This is a genomic window from Paenibacillus rigui (genome assembly GCF_002234615.1).
In the GTDB taxonomy this organism is placed as follows: domain Bacteria; phylum Bacillota; class Bacilli; order Paenibacillales; family NBRC-103111; genus Paenibacillus_S; species Paenibacillus_S rigui.
In genome coordinates this window covers 1-12,371 of the sequence record NZ_NMQW01000055.1, presented here as the reverse complement: position 1 = coordinate 12,371, position 12,371 = coordinate 1, and the positions used below count along the sequence as shown (strand labels likewise).

Genomic DNA, 12,371 nt, shown 5'->3' with positions numbered 1-12,371 from the left:
TACTTTTGGAAAAGCGCCAATGGGTTTCGCGTTTTTGAATTTATGAAGAATGACCGTCCGGGCTTCTGGGAAAGCAATGGATTTCACATTGTTGCCGAGCCGTTCCGTGAGGAGCGCTTCTCCGGCGAGCCGCTGCCGCTGCCCGAAGACGAGTGGGTCGGCAAAGATTTCGATTGAGTCCGCGAACCCCCAGGAACTGGGAAGGCCCTGAAAAACGGGCGGAGTGGACGGAATCGTTCTGTAGAAGCGTATGCGTTCGCCTTTGTCCCGGGATTTTGATCGCTATAAGCGGGTTGAAATGGGTAAGATCCGGGGATAACAGCGATCGGAAGAATGATCCGTCCATGCAGCCGCAACTTTTTCAGTGGCCATCTGAGGGTTCTTTTTTTGGTATACAATATGCAATAGGTCTACCGCTTTGTTGGAAAATGTGGTACGATACATGTAATCGCTTTCAATTAAAGTGATAAGCTTTTTCGCAGTTCAAAAATATGGGAACCGAGGTGATAAAATGGCGCTATACAGGGAAAATATTCCTTTTGCATAGACATTGCTCTGTGATGGTTCTCTTGGATCATACTGAAGGCTGAAAACGTTCAAACAACAAGAGTGGACACCTTGGTCATGTGCAATGCGCTTTTGTGTTATAAAATATAACATTGAAAAGTGATATAATTACATTATTTAGGACGCAAAAGGGTTATTTTCGATAAATATTGTATACAATGCGCCAAAAAGTCTATTTTTACCCCGAAATATGTGCTACAATCGTTTCGAAGGACACTAATTCGATGGGGCAGGGGATACGGATGATTACTTTATCACATGTTATGTACGCTTTAGTTACAGTCGCCGTTATTGTTGTCATGTTGTTTCGGCGCGGTGTGGTCATCCCGACGTTGGCGGGGACCTTCCTGGTCGGATGGGTTTACAAGGGCGACATCATCAGCGGGTTCAAGGCCGTCTACAATGCGAACCTTACCGCAGCCAAAGAATTGTTCACCATTTTCCTAATCATTACGTTCATGGTGGCCTTGCTGGCCTCACTGCGTGATATCGGGGCGGACCGCCGAATGATTCGGCCCATTCAGAAGCTGATCGTCAACGGGCATGTGGCCTTTTTCGTGCTCGCGATTGTCACCTACGTCATCTCGCTGTTCTTCTGGCCAACGCCTGCTGTGCCGCTCATCGGTGCGCTTCTGTTCCCGGCAGCGATTCGGGTAGGGCTTCCGCCGATGGCTGCAGCAATGGCCGTTGCTCTTGCGGGTCAAGGGATGGCATTGTCCTCCGACTACGTGATGCAGATCGCACCTATGCTTAGCGCCAAGGGAGCGGGCGTATCCACTGGTCTTGTAGCGGACAAGGCCATGGTCTTGTCGCTCATCACCGGCGGTGTATCGATTATGGGAGCTTACTTGATGCACCGCAAAGCAATCCGCAAGGCGGATGCGCCGGTTGCGGCTCATGAGCAGGAGACCGGCAACAGCGTGCCGACATTGGTGTCGAGGGATTTTGCGGAAGCTGCGGCTGCCGTGGAAACATTGCCCCCGAACGTATTGAAATGGTCCAAAGTGTTCTCGATTCTCGTGCCTTTGTCGATGCTGGCTGTCATGATCGTCATGGCCGCAAGTAAATTCGGCGGCGGGGCTATGGGGGGATTCGAAGGGGGAGACGGAGCTGCGTTTATCGGCGGGGTTGCCGTGATTCTTCTCATTCTGTCCTGTACCGTGTTCTCGAAGGTTGCCGCATTGGACAAGATCAGCGATCATCTGACGGAAGGCTTCGTCTTTGCGTTTAAAGCGATGGGCCCTGTCATTCCGATTGCGGGATTCTTTTTCCTGGGGAACGCAGACTTTTCGAAAAGCGTGCTCTCTTTGGGCGAGAACGTGACAGCTCCTGCCTTCTTGTATGACCTGGTAATGTCCGTACAGTATGCGATTCCGTCCAACGGGTTCTTTACGGCATTCGGGATTCTCATTATCGGGATTATCGCAGGCTTGGAAGGCTCCGGCTTCTCCGGCTTGCCACTGACAGGATCGCTTTCGGGAGCTTTGGCTCCAACAGTGGGCATGGATCCTTCCACTTTGGCTGCTATTGGTCAAATGGGCTCGGTTTGGTCCGGCGGGGGAACGCTGATCGCTTGGTCTTCGCTGGTCGCGGTCGCCGGCTTCGCAGGAGTTTCCGTTATTGACCTGGCCCGCAAAAATTTCCTTCCCGTGATCATCGGATTGTCTGTTGCTACGGTAACGGCTCTGCTCATCTGGTAGCTTAGCTTAACTGCTGGAGGACAAAGAATCCGATGCCTGATCCATCGAAGAAGCTTGCTGCGGTACAAGCCCGGGAATAATATCTTGGCTTGCCTTCACCAAGATCCGGCTGACGACGGCGGACATGTCCTGCACGAACGTCAGACTGGTATGTTCCAGAACTTTATGGTTTAACGGACCGTGATTGTTAATAATGCCTTTGATATGCACATGACCGATGGGGGGCAGCTGTTTACCGAGACTAACGCCTGGCTGCAGCGGCTCCTCCACGACCTGAAGTGTTCCGATCTTGAAATATTGTCCGAGACACGCATCAACGGCAATAATATAAGCCCGGCTATGCTTCTGGGCGATATGGGCTAGCGTCTTCTGCAAATTCAGGGCATGCACGGGCTTATCCCAGGTGCCATAAATATGAACGTGACGATGACCCTCGAGGCGCTCGAGCATTCGGCTGCCGACCATCGGCCCCAGGCTATCACCGGTATACAGGTTGGTGCCTATGCAGACAACGACGATTTCCGTGAAGTCCGGATTTTTGAAATAGTGGCTGGTTAACGCTTCGGACAAATAGGCCACCGATTTTTTATCGAGGTAGTGGCTGTGGTGCATCATGATGCAATCACCTTCTTTCTTCCTATATATATTGTAAACGATAATCGGTGAATGGTTAAACGGCAATGGTAACAATTTATCGTCATTTTTTTAACGGTATACAATATACCATAATAGAGAGGGTGTGTGAATGGATGCCGAACCCAAATGCTTATATTTTAACTCAAATGACGTGGCCGGAAGTGGAACAAGCGCTACCTACGGTAAAAATTGCGATCATTCCGCTTGGTGCTCATGAACAGCACGGTCCTCATATGGTGGAGAGCTGCGATGCCGTGCTTGCCGAGGAGATGGGCAAACGATTGACGGAGAAGCTGTACCCTGAGGCGGTGATGACGCCTACGATTAATATGGGAGTCTCGCCGCATCATCTTCATTTTCCCGGAACGATCTCCCTGGATCCGACGACGTTAATTGCTATCCTGCGGGATATGATGAAATCGTTGAAGCAGCATGGCATCGGGCAGTTTCTCATTCTGAACTCCCATGGCGGCAACCAATCTACACTAGGGGTGGCTGTCGATATTCTTACCCGGGAGCTTGACGTCCGTATCTATTATGCCAAAACGACAGCATCAGCGAAGGATGTCATGGACCGGCGGATCGAATCCAAGCTGTACGGCCACAGCTGCGACCGCGAGGTGTCCGAAGCGATGTACCTGGCCCCCCACTTGGTGCGTCCGGACAAATTGGAAGCCGCTGATTATCAGGAAGGCCGTTGGAAAAAGCTGCGCCCGGGTAATCCGCTGCAAGGCTTCTATTATTATGAAGAAATGACGCGCAACGGATGCATTGGCGATGCGACTAAGGCCAGTGCCGAGATCGGAAAGGAAATTGTAGAAACCGCCCTGGAGCGTTTGGCCAAGGCCGTTCAAGAAGTGTTGTAGCCATGAAGCCGCTGTTGTTTCTCGCCGCTGTGACTGCTTATTTGTGGTCGGCCTTTGAGCCGGGTCCCCTGGTGGGATGGATCATTTCTCTTTTGAGTCTGCTGATTGTTGTCGCCGTATTTCGATCCGTTCCGCGCTTTGTTCAAGGGTTGGGAGCGTTATTCTTGTTGACCGGCATCATCCTGCTGGCTGTGAGCGGGGCGCCCTGGGTCCGTTATATAACGGGCTTCGGCCATATGTTGAATATTCTAAGCCTGTTCGCTTTGATTCCTTTGATTGCGCTGCCGATCGAGCTGGGTAACTATGCCCTGCAGATTCAGCGGATGATTCAACGGACAATCAAGCGATCCGGCCTTCTGTATACGGTGACCTCGGGCTTGTCCTACATTTTGAGCTCATTTATGAATGTGGCGGCACTGCCGATGATGTATCATACGATCCGACCCTCGCTGGAGCTGTATCCTATTCAGCAAAGAGAGAGGTTTATAAGCCGCGCCATTACGCATGGGTACAGCATGCCGATTGTATGGACGCCTGTGGCGCCGATCGTCGGCGTAATTGTAGAAATGACGGGGGTGCAGTGGAGCTCTCTTCTGCCTGTCATGATTCCATTCAGTATACTTGGACTCGTGCTGGACAGCTTGATGGGGATCTGGCTTGCCAAGCGCAGGCTGCTGCATGTGGATTCGGCGGTGCTGGAGGAAACGGCAGCGGCCCGGGAGAGTGCGGTGGAGGAGGAGCAGAAACAGGGGGCTCCGAATCAGGCCCATCATCCGGCGCACATTGTTGCAGCCATTCTTTTGTTTACTATTTTGATTTCCGTGCTGGAGAACTATTCCCGGTTCAGTTTTTTGCTGCTGGTCACAACGCTGGTGATCCCTTACGCGTTTCTTTGGTCTTTGCTTATCGGCAAAGGAAAGCAGTTTGTCCAGAGGGGAAGAGCCATGCTTCCGGCCCATCTGCTGAAAATGAAAGAGCAGTTTTTCGTTTTCCTGAGCGCCGGGTTTATGATCTCCGCTATTCAAGCGTCAGGAGCCGGGCACGCCATTAACGGGTGGATTATCGAGCTGAAGGACCTTGTTGGGGCGGATCTGTTCTTGATCCTGATTCCACTGATTCCTTTTGGGCTGGCCTTTGCCGGGCTGCATCCGGCGGTAGGTCTTGCATTAGCGGCTGAGTCGCTGAACCCGCAGGCCTTGGGCATTTCCGTGCAGCTGACGGCTATTGCTATGCTGACCGGGGCGGCAACCGCCTTTTTGATGGGGCCTTATAATGCGACCGCCGGAATGATGTCCGCTTTGACAGGACAGAGCTCATTCCGTATTTCAAACTGGAATGCACCGTTTACGATCGCTTACTTACTTATGTCGATGCTGCTTTTACTCGTTCTGAAAAAAGTGGGTTGACAGATGAGCCCAGGTAAGCAATAATAAGGCCATAAGGTTTTTGGTATACAATATACCATAAACCAAAAAAAGAAAGACGAAGCAGGTTCGGACCTGGCTCCGAATCGCCGACGCAAGTTTTAAACTTACTTATCCTACATTTTTACCATTATGAGAGGAGAGTTTTGTAATGACATTAACCCAATCCCGTTTGATGAACAAAGAGGAATTCCGCCACGCTCTAGAGCAAGCTATTGAGGGGAATGCCGTTGCCAAAGCGCCTTTCACGACTATGTGGGCGAACGGCGAATTGAAGAAGGAACATTTCGCAAGATGGGTTGAGCAGCATTATGCTTATGTTGGCCCTTTCGCCGAATACTTAGCTTATATTTATGCCAACTGTCCGCACGAGGACGCAAGGGACTTCCTGCTGCAAAACATGTGGGAAGAGGAGCTCGGCGGCGACCGCCACACGGATCTGCTGATTCGCTTCGGTGAAGCTTGCGGTACCACCCGTGAGCGTGTGGAATCGATGAAGGATCTGCTTCCTGAGACGATCGGCCTGCAATCCTGGTGCTACCGGATGGCGTTCAAAGAAAACTTCTTGTTCGCAACGGCTGCATTGGTCGTAGGCTTGGAATCCCAAGTGCCTGCTATTTACCGCAGACAAACGCCAACGCTTCGCGAGAAATACGGCTTTACCGATGAGGAAGTGGAGTTCTTCGACCTTCACATCGTATCCGATGAAATTCACGGCGAACGCGGTTATCAAATCGTGCTGGAATATGCAAGAACGCCGGAGGATCAACAGCGCTGCATTCAAATCGTAGAAGAAGCTACGAAAATGCGCAGAATGTATCTGGCTGGCATTTCCCGCGAGTTTTTACTGGAGAAGTAGTTCGAGTCGTTCGGTGAATAGAAGGACGCTGCGCGGACGATCATTCTTCCGGTCGCTGTTGTCCCCGGATTTCTTGAATTACACCGCAGTGCGGTTGAAATTCGGGGGACAAAGGCGACCGCTAGCGCTTCTGCAGAACGATTGCGCCCGCTCCGCTCAAGTATTCACCGAACGATCGAATGTTGAATGATTAAGATACCCGAGAATGAATAACCGCTTCTCGGGTTTTCTTTTAAAACTATAATACGTATTCGAAAAGTCTGAATAGTGTCGCCTTTGTGATCGTGAATTTTCGAATCACGCGTAAAATGCTGAGCGGAGGGAAAGGGATGTGTCGTAGGAGTGAAACGTTCGCCTTTGAGATCGTAAATTCACCATTAATTCTAATCCTAATTTACGGTTTCAACAGCGACCGGAGACACATCCCTTTCCCGCAGCCGGCACATTTTTGAATGAAACTGAACGTCTTCAAAGCTAGCGATTCCGGCTTTTTGAATACGCCCGATCTACTCTGAGAAAGGGGATTCCCATGGCAATCGAAACGGCAGTACAAACCTATAAAAACTTAATCAACGGCGAATGGCTGGAAGCTGCAAGCGGCGCTACCTTCGACAGCACGAATCCGGCGCAGGCCGATGAAGTGGTCGGACGGTTTCAAGCTTCATCGGAAGAGGATGTTATCCAGGCGATTGAAGCCGCAGAGCGGGCGTTCGAAACCTGGAAGAACACCGCTCCGAGCAAACGGGCGGACATCCTGTACAAAGCGGCGGACCTGCTGGAAGCAGGCCTTGAGCAATACGCACAGGAGCTGACCCGCGAAGAAGGCAAGACGCTCGCGAGCAGCCGGATGGAAGTGAAGCGCTCGGCCCAGACGCTGCGCTACTACGCATCCGAGGGGATGAACATTGCAGGCGAGACACTTCCTTCGGAGGACCCGACCACCTTCGTCTACACCAGAAAAGAACCATTGGGCGTCGTGACCGTCATCACGCCTTGGAACTTCCCGATCTCGATTCCGGTTCGCAAGATTGTACCGGCGTTAGTTACCGGCAATACCGTTGTATTCAAGCCGGCGTCGGATACGCCGTTGATCGCACTTCGCTTGGTAGAAGCGCTCCACAATGCCGGACTGCCGGCAGGGGTACTTAACTTCGTTACCGGCTCCGCTTCCAAGACGGCCAAGCCGCTCGTTACGCACCCGGCGGTCAAAGCGGTGACGTTCACCGGATCAACGGGAGCGGGGGAATCGATTAACCGCTCCGTCCGTTTGTCCACTCGCGTTCAGCTTGAGCTTGGCGGCAAAAATCCGCTGCTGGTCATGGAGGACGCGGATGTCGAGCAAGCGGCGGAGCTCGCGATCAAAGGCGGCTTTGAGCTGACAGGGCAGGCCTGCACCGGCACGAGCCGTGTCATCGTGATGGAAGCTGTACATGATGCGTTCGTGGAAGCCCTCATTGCCAAGACGAAGCAGTTGACCGTAGGCAGCGGACTTCAAAAAGGCATCGAGGTGGGACCGCTTGCCAATGCAAGCCAGCTGAAAAACGTACTGGACTACGTGGAGATCGGCCAAGCCGAAGGAGCGGAGCTGGTATTCGGCGGAGAGCATTTGACCGAGGGGGAATATGCGAACGGTTATTTTGTAAGACCGGCTATCTTCACGAACGTTGCACCGCAGATGAGGATTGCGCAAGAGGAAATTTTCGGACCGGTCATCTCCGTTATCCGGGTAACCTCCTTCGAGCAGGCGATGCAGATTGCCAACGAGGTAGAATTCGGTTTGTCGGCCTCGATCTGCACCACGGATGCCAAACGTATCCAGCGGTTCATTAGCGGCATTCAATCCGGCGTAGTCAAGGTCAATCGGCCGACAACAGGCAATGCGCCTAATGTTCCGTTCGGCGGCGTCAAGATGTCGAGTACGGCAACGTACCGCGAGTCCGGACGGGGAGCGCTCGAATTTTATACGCAAATCAAAAGCGTCTACCACGGCGTGTAAATATAGCTTGGAATGGAGGCACGAATTCCTTATGAAATCTGTTTTGAAATTGGAGCTGGAAGAAGCCAAGGTGATGCTCGAAGCGGCCAAAGCGGCTGCGGAGGAAGTGAAGGCGCTGGAGTCGATCTGTATCGTAGATGACGGCGGTTATGTGATCGCTCTGGAGCGCATGAACGGCGGGCGCATTACCGGCCCTGAGATCGCCATTGCCAAAGCCTTTACGGCAAGCGGTCATAAGCGCTCGACGCATTTGTTCAACCAGCCGGGAGGTCCTGCATCAACAACAGGAGAAGCGTTCGGGATTCATGCGATGCTTCCCGGGAAGTTCGCCATCTTCGTCGGCGGATTCCCGATTGTCGTGAACGGCGAGGTTGTTGGCGGCGTTGGTGTCAGCGGAGGCAACGGGGAGCAGGATACCGCCGTAGGTACGGCTGCCTTGAAGGCGCTGCAGTTGCATCTAGGCCCGGATTATGAGGTTGTGACTCAAGCTGACATCAAGAAATAAGGCCGGCATGCTTCAAACCTATTGCCTATGAAGGACCAGTGGGATAGATGGGGGAATGCGGCGGGCAGCGATGCTATCAACCATCCGCCCACGGGCGAACTACGCAGCACAGTGCACCACGAATGTGCTTCTTCTCCTGGAATAGGCATGAGTAGGCTTCTGGCTAGTCAACCATAGTTAGGTGGAGAGGGAAGATGGAATACAGGGATCTGTTCCTCGGTTTTTTTCGGATCGGTGTCCTCGGCTATGGCGGGGGGCCTACGATGATTCCTCTGGTCCATGCGGAAGCCGTACAAAAATACGGCTGGATGACCGATGAGGAATTTGCGGATGTGCTTGCGATGGGAAACGCTCTGCCGGGGCCTATCGCAACGAAAATGGCCGGCTACATCGGCTATAAAGTCAAAGGGGCACTTGGCGCTGCAATCGCAATTACGGCGTTGGTCATCCCGGTACTCGTTGCCATGATATTGCTGCTCGGCCTCATCTACAAGCTGAAGGATTCCGGGATCGTAGGGGGCATGACACACGGCGTTCAGCCTGTCATCGGAGTGATGATGGCGGTAATGGCCTATGAGTTTTTCCTGAAATCGTGGAAAAGCTGGGTCAAAAGCAGAACGATTGCCTGGACGTTCGTATCTGTCATTGCTTTGGCGCTGTTCAATGTGAATCCGGGACTGCTGATCGGCATTGCATTGGCTTATGCCTTTATCGAATCAACGTATTTATTCAAAAAAAGGAAAAAACAGCAGGCCGATTCGCCGGATAGGGGTTTTTCAGCATGACGCTACTGTATCTGTTTTGGGCCTTTTTCGTTCCGAATATATTGGGCTACGGCGGCGGTCCTCCGATCATCCCCCTGCTGCAGGCGGAGGTCGTCGATCATTTCGGCTGGATGACGCTGGAGCAGTTCGGCGACGTATTGGCGCTGGGGAACGCGCTGCCCAGTCCGATTGCAACCAAGCTTGCAGGCTATATCGGCTATCAGGTGGCTGGAGCTCCGGGAGCAATCGTCGCCCTCCTGGCTACGATAGCTCCGACGGCCATCGCCATGGTGATCCTGTACAAGTTTCTGCACTTGTTCAAAGCGTCCCCGCAGGTCATGGCCATGACACAAATCGTCAGACCGATCGTAGCTGTGCTGCTCGGGACGCTGGCATTTCAGTTTTTCGCAAGCGCCTATGCATCGGCAGGTCTATGGCAGACGGCAGCACTAACGGCTCTAAGCCTGATCGCGCTGGAAAAATTCAAGATTCATCCTGGAATTGTTGTGGCAAGCGCATTGGTATACGGGGCTTTTTTCCTCAGCTGATAACCCTTCAAAGGGAAGGATAACGGCCGAGCTGCTTGGCTGATGCTTTGCCGCAGCCCAAGGCATACCTTCGAAATGAATGTTGTAAACAAGACATCCAATCGTTTAAACTAAGGAAAACATCATTCGGAGGTATACCAGATGCCAGACACACCGGTTATATGGAAAGATGAAGAATTAAGCCCAATCCGCGATAAAGTGTACCAATATATCAAGCAAGCCATCGTATCAGGCATGTATAAGTCAGGCGAACGCATTATCGAAAGGGAGCTTGCCGATCAGTTGAACGTCAGCCGCACGCCGATCAGGGAAGCCTTGTTCCGTTTGGAATCCCAAGGCTTCGTCAAAACGCTGCCGCGCAAAGGCGTCGTCGTCTCCAAGCTTTCCCCCGAGGAAATTATTGAAATTTTTACGATTTTGGCTTCATTGGAAAGTTTGGCGATGAAGATGGCCGCGCAAAAAGCAACCCAGGCGCACCGGGAAGAGCTGAAACGGATCATCCAGGAAATTGACCTGGCTCTTGCCAAGCCGGATGTGGATGAAGCGAACAAAAACGTCCATTTTCATATTAACGACATTATCTTCGACGCGGCGCAAAGCCCCCGGTTAACCCAAATGCTTGACGGGCTGTCCGACTATATCCGCGCCTTCGTACAGCTGGGCTATGAGCTTCCGGGCCGGCAGCGCAAAGCCATGGAGGAGCACAGAGCCCTGGCTCAAGCCGTATGCAACGGCGAAGCCGATCTTGTGGAGAGTTTAACCAAAATTCATTTGGAAAATTCTAAAAAAGCGTACATGGAAGCATTGGAAAAAGAATAAACGGCAAGAAACGAAGCTATCGAATGCCGCAGATGGAGGTGTTTTGAATGCCTAATGTGAAATTACAACAGAACGGTCAGGTGTATGAGCAGGAAGTCGGTTCAAACAGCAACTTGGTCGTTTTAGCCGGAATCAAAAAATTTCCCCATCTGAAGTATGGCTGCGGCATGGGTAAGTGTACGAAATGCATGGTGAAGGTCGTCTCCGGCGGCGATTCGCTCCCGGAACCGAATTGGAAGGAAAGTAAAATGCTCGGCGAGAAGCTGAACGAAGGATACCGCTTGGCATGCCAGTTATATATTACGGAAGATATCGAGCTCTGTCAGGAATAAAGCTTGGAGGAGATTCCTTTGTTGATACGACACGGACAAGCCGAAGCAAAGCTGAAGGAACTGAACATTGCATTGGAAGCCCTGCCGAAGCCAAGCGGCAATTATGTGCCGTACACAATGGCTCCGCCCATCATGTACTTGAGCGGTGTGACCCCGAAGCGGGAAGGTGTGCTCCAGTATAAAGGGAAGGTCGGTCAGGATCTCACGAAGGAAGAAGGCTATAAGGCGGCCCGACAATGCATCATTAATCATCTGGGCACGCTCAAAACGGCGCTAGGAGATCTGGACCGTGTAGTCAGTATCGTCAAGATGGAAGGCTTTATCCAAGCAGCCCCGGATTTTTATGAGCTACCTTCCGTGCTGAATGGTGCTTCCGATCTGCTTGTCGAGGTATTCGGCGACAAAGGCGTTCATGCCCGGTCCGCCATCGGCGTTGCCTCTTTGCCGGGAGGAGCTGCAGTGGAAGTGGAGCTGATCGTTCGTTTCGAATGAGGAATGCACCTGCTGTGTCGAGGAAGCTGCGTTTTTACTAAATATGGAGCTGGAGGGTATGATCATGAGCGAATATATTTTGGTATCTACAACAGAACGTTATAAAACGGTAACAGAGAATCCCGATTTGGAGACGGTGAAGGAGTACGAGTATTACTTTTTCGGCAAGAAAAAGACGACGTTCTCGATTTGCAAAATCAAAAACCCGGTCACGCGAATTGTCATTCAAGGGGTTTCCGAGGTGTTCCCGGACAACAGCATCCCAATCAAGGTTTTCCCTAAGTTCGAAACGATGGAGGAAATTGAGAAGGAAATATATGAGCTGGACCAGGACGAAGAAAGCAAGATTGTGCTGGTGCAGTAAAAGTTGGAAGGATGCGGGCTTCGATAAAAGCCCACATCCTTTTTTTGATTGAGCGTGCCCAGAGGCACGCATCTTCTAGCCGGTGAAAATCCGGTCGCGGGAGGGGCCAAGGCCCCGCGTAGCTAGGATGCCTGCGTACGGCGAAATCTGTGCGTAGAAGCGCGTCGACGAAAGTACCTGTCAGAGACAGGGCGAGCAAGATACCAGGCCGTAACATGAAGTGAATCCTGCCGCGTCGTCAAAAAGGCCTCGCAAGAGGGGGAAGAGGAAGTCGAACCCCGTCTATTTGGGTGAAGACCACGGAAGCTGTTAAGAACTTGGAGCGGCAGCGAAGAATCCTCCGGCGTAAGGGGATCGGCATGGTATGAAAGAGGATGCAGTGAACTGGGGAGACCCTCCCCCGCACGGGATTTTTTTTTTTTTCGAAACCCCGTAAATCTGTCTTTTATAACCACTTTACGCTGCCGACGAATAAAGAGGTGGCAGATGAGAGCGGTGG

General features: G+C 52.0%; 13 protein-coding genes and 1 pseudogene. 13 read left to right on the top strand and 1 reads right to left on the bottom strand.

The window, feature by feature from the left end; genetic code table 11:
* Together CF651_RS33035 and CF651_RS28730 are read left to right on the top strand one after the other, a co-directional pair.
* Positions 1–177 (top strand): annotated as a pseudogene (locus CF651_RS33035) (sulfite oxidase-like oxidoreductase); the annotation flags it as partial.
* A 632-nt stretch (positions 178–809) separates the two neighbouring features.
* Complete coding sequence (locus tag CF651_RS28730) at positions 810–2,267, top strand: hypothetical protein (protein WP_094018300.1); 1,458 nt, start codon at positions 810–812, stop codon at positions 2,265–2,267.
* 6 nt (positions 2,268–2,273) lie between these two features.
* Here the strand turns inward: CF651_RS28730 and yyaC are convergent, their stop codons facing one another.
* Positions 2,274–2,882 (bottom strand): spore protease YyaC, encoded by a 609-nt coding sequence (yyaC, locus tag CF651_RS28725; RefSeq protein WP_094018299.1) that lies wholly within the window; start codon positions 2,880–2,882, stop codon positions 2,274–2,276.
* A gap of 134 nt (positions 2,883–3,016) precedes the next feature.
* Here yyaC and CF651_RS28720 point away from each other — a divergent pair, with 134 nt between their 5' ends.
* The 11 genes from CF651_RS28720 (at position 3,017) to CF651_RS28670 (ending at position 11,872) form a co-directional block, all read left to right on the top strand.
* Positions 3,017–3,769, top strand: a complete 753-nt coding sequence (locus tag CF651_RS28720; protein ID WP_094018298.1) for a creatininase family protein — start codon at positions 3,017–3,019, stop codon at positions 3,767–3,769.
* Positions 3,770–3,771: 2 nt separating this feature from the next.
* Complete coding sequence (locus CF651_RS28715; protein WP_094018297.1) at positions 3,772–5,175, top strand: hypothetical protein; 1,404 nt, start codon at positions 3,772–3,774, stop codon at positions 5,173–5,175.
* A gap of 169 nt (positions 5,176–5,344) precedes the next feature.
* Positions 5,345–6,052, top strand: a complete 708-nt coding sequence (locus tag CF651_RS28710) for an iron-containing redox enzyme family protein (RefSeq protein WP_094018296.1) — start codon at positions 5,345–5,347, stop codon at positions 6,050–6,052.
* A gap of 529 nt (positions 6,053–6,581) precedes the next feature.
* Complete coding sequence (locus CF651_RS28705; protein WP_094018295.1) at positions 6,582–8,048, top strand: aldehyde dehydrogenase family protein; 1,467 nt, start codon at positions 6,582–6,584, stop codon at positions 8,046–8,048.
* A gap of 31 nt (positions 8,049–8,079) precedes the next feature.
* A complete protein-coding gene (locus CF651_RS28700; protein WP_094018294.1) occupies positions 8,080–8,553 on the top strand; it encodes a GlcG/HbpS family heme-binding protein in 474 nt (157 codons plus the stop codon).
* Positions 8,554–8,747: 194 nt separating this feature from the next.
* The gene (locus CF651_RS28695) at positions 8,748–9,338 is read left to right on the top strand and encodes a chromate transporter (RefSeq protein WP_094018293.1); all 591 of its coding nucleotides are present in this window, start codon (positions 8,748–8,750) and stop codon (positions 9,336–9,338) included.
* Positions 9,335–9,865 (top strand): chromate transporter, encoded by a 531-nt coding sequence (locus CF651_RS28690; RefSeq protein ID WP_094018292.1) that lies wholly within the window; start codon positions 9,335–9,337, stop codon positions 9,863–9,865. The genes CF651_RS28695 and CF651_RS28690 overlap by 4 nt, the downstream gene beginning before the upstream one ends.
* Before the next feature lie 141 nt (positions 9,866–10,006).
* Entirely contained in the window at positions 10,007–10,684 is a 678-nt protein-coding gene (locus CF651_RS28685) for a GntR family transcriptional regulator (RefSeq protein ID WP_094018291.1), read from the top strand.
* A gap of 47 nt (positions 10,685–10,731) precedes the next feature.
* Entirely contained in the window at positions 10,732–11,016 is a 285-nt protein-coding gene (locus CF651_RS28680) for a 2Fe-2S iron-sulfur cluster-binding protein (RefSeq protein ID WP_094018290.1), read from the top strand.
* 21 nt (positions 11,017–11,037) lie between these two features.
* Positions 11,038–11,508: a RidA family protein gene (locus tag CF651_RS28675; RefSeq protein WP_245856198.1), complete on the top strand. Its 471-nt coding sequence runs from the start codon at positions 11,038–11,040 to the stop codon at positions 11,506–11,508.
* Between the two features lie 64 nt (positions 11,509–11,572).
* Entirely contained in the window at positions 11,573–11,872 is a 300-nt protein-coding gene (locus CF651_RS28670; RefSeq protein WP_094018301.1) for a hypothetical protein, read from the top strand.
* The last annotated feature ends 499 nt before the right edge of the window (positions 11,873–12,371 follow it).

Coding starts and splice junctions, on each gene's coding strand:
- CF651_RS28670 (WP_094018301.1), top strand. CDS start 11,573: ATGAGCGAATATATTTTGGTATCTACAACAGAACGTTATAAAACGGTA.
- CF651_RS28705 (WP_094018295.1), top strand. CDS start 6,582: ATGGCAATCGAAACGGCAGTACAAACCTATAAAAACTTAATCAACGGC.
- CF651_RS28680 (WP_094018290.1), top strand. CDS start 10,732: ATGCCTAATGTGAAATTACAACAGAACGGTCAGGTGTATGAGCAGGAA.
- CF651_RS28690 (WP_094018292.1), top strand. CDS start 9,335: ATGACGCTACTGTATCTGTTTTGGGCCTTTTTCGTTCCGAATATATTG.
- CF651_RS28695 (WP_094018293.1), top strand. CDS start 8,748: ATGGAATACAGGGATCTGTTCCTCGGTTTTTTTCGGATCGGTGTCCTC.
- CF651_RS28720 (WP_094018298.1), top strand. CDS start 3,017: ATGCCGAACCCAAATGCTTATATTTTAACTCAAATGACGTGGCCGGAA.
- yyaC (WP_094018299.1), bottom strand. CDS start 2,882: ATGATGCACCACAGCCACTACCTCGATAAAAAATCGGTGGCCTATTTG.
- CF651_RS28730 (WP_094018300.1), top strand. CDS start 810: ATGATTACTTTATCACATGTTATGTACGCTTTAGTTACAGTCGCCGTT.
- CF651_RS28685 (WP_094018291.1), top strand. CDS start 10,007: ATGCCAGACACACCGGTTATATGGAAAGATGAAGAATTAAGCCCAATC.
- CF651_RS28715 (WP_094018297.1), top strand. CDS start 3,772: ATGAAGCCGCTGTTGTTTCTCGCCGCTGTGACTGCTTATTTGTGGTCG.
- CF651_RS28700 (WP_094018294.1), top strand. CDS start 8,080: ATGAAATCTGTTTTGAAATTGGAGCTGGAAGAAGCCAAGGTGATGCTC.
- CF651_RS28710 (WP_094018296.1), top strand. CDS start 5,345: ATGACATTAACCCAATCCCGTTTGATGAACAAAGAGGAATTCCGCCAC.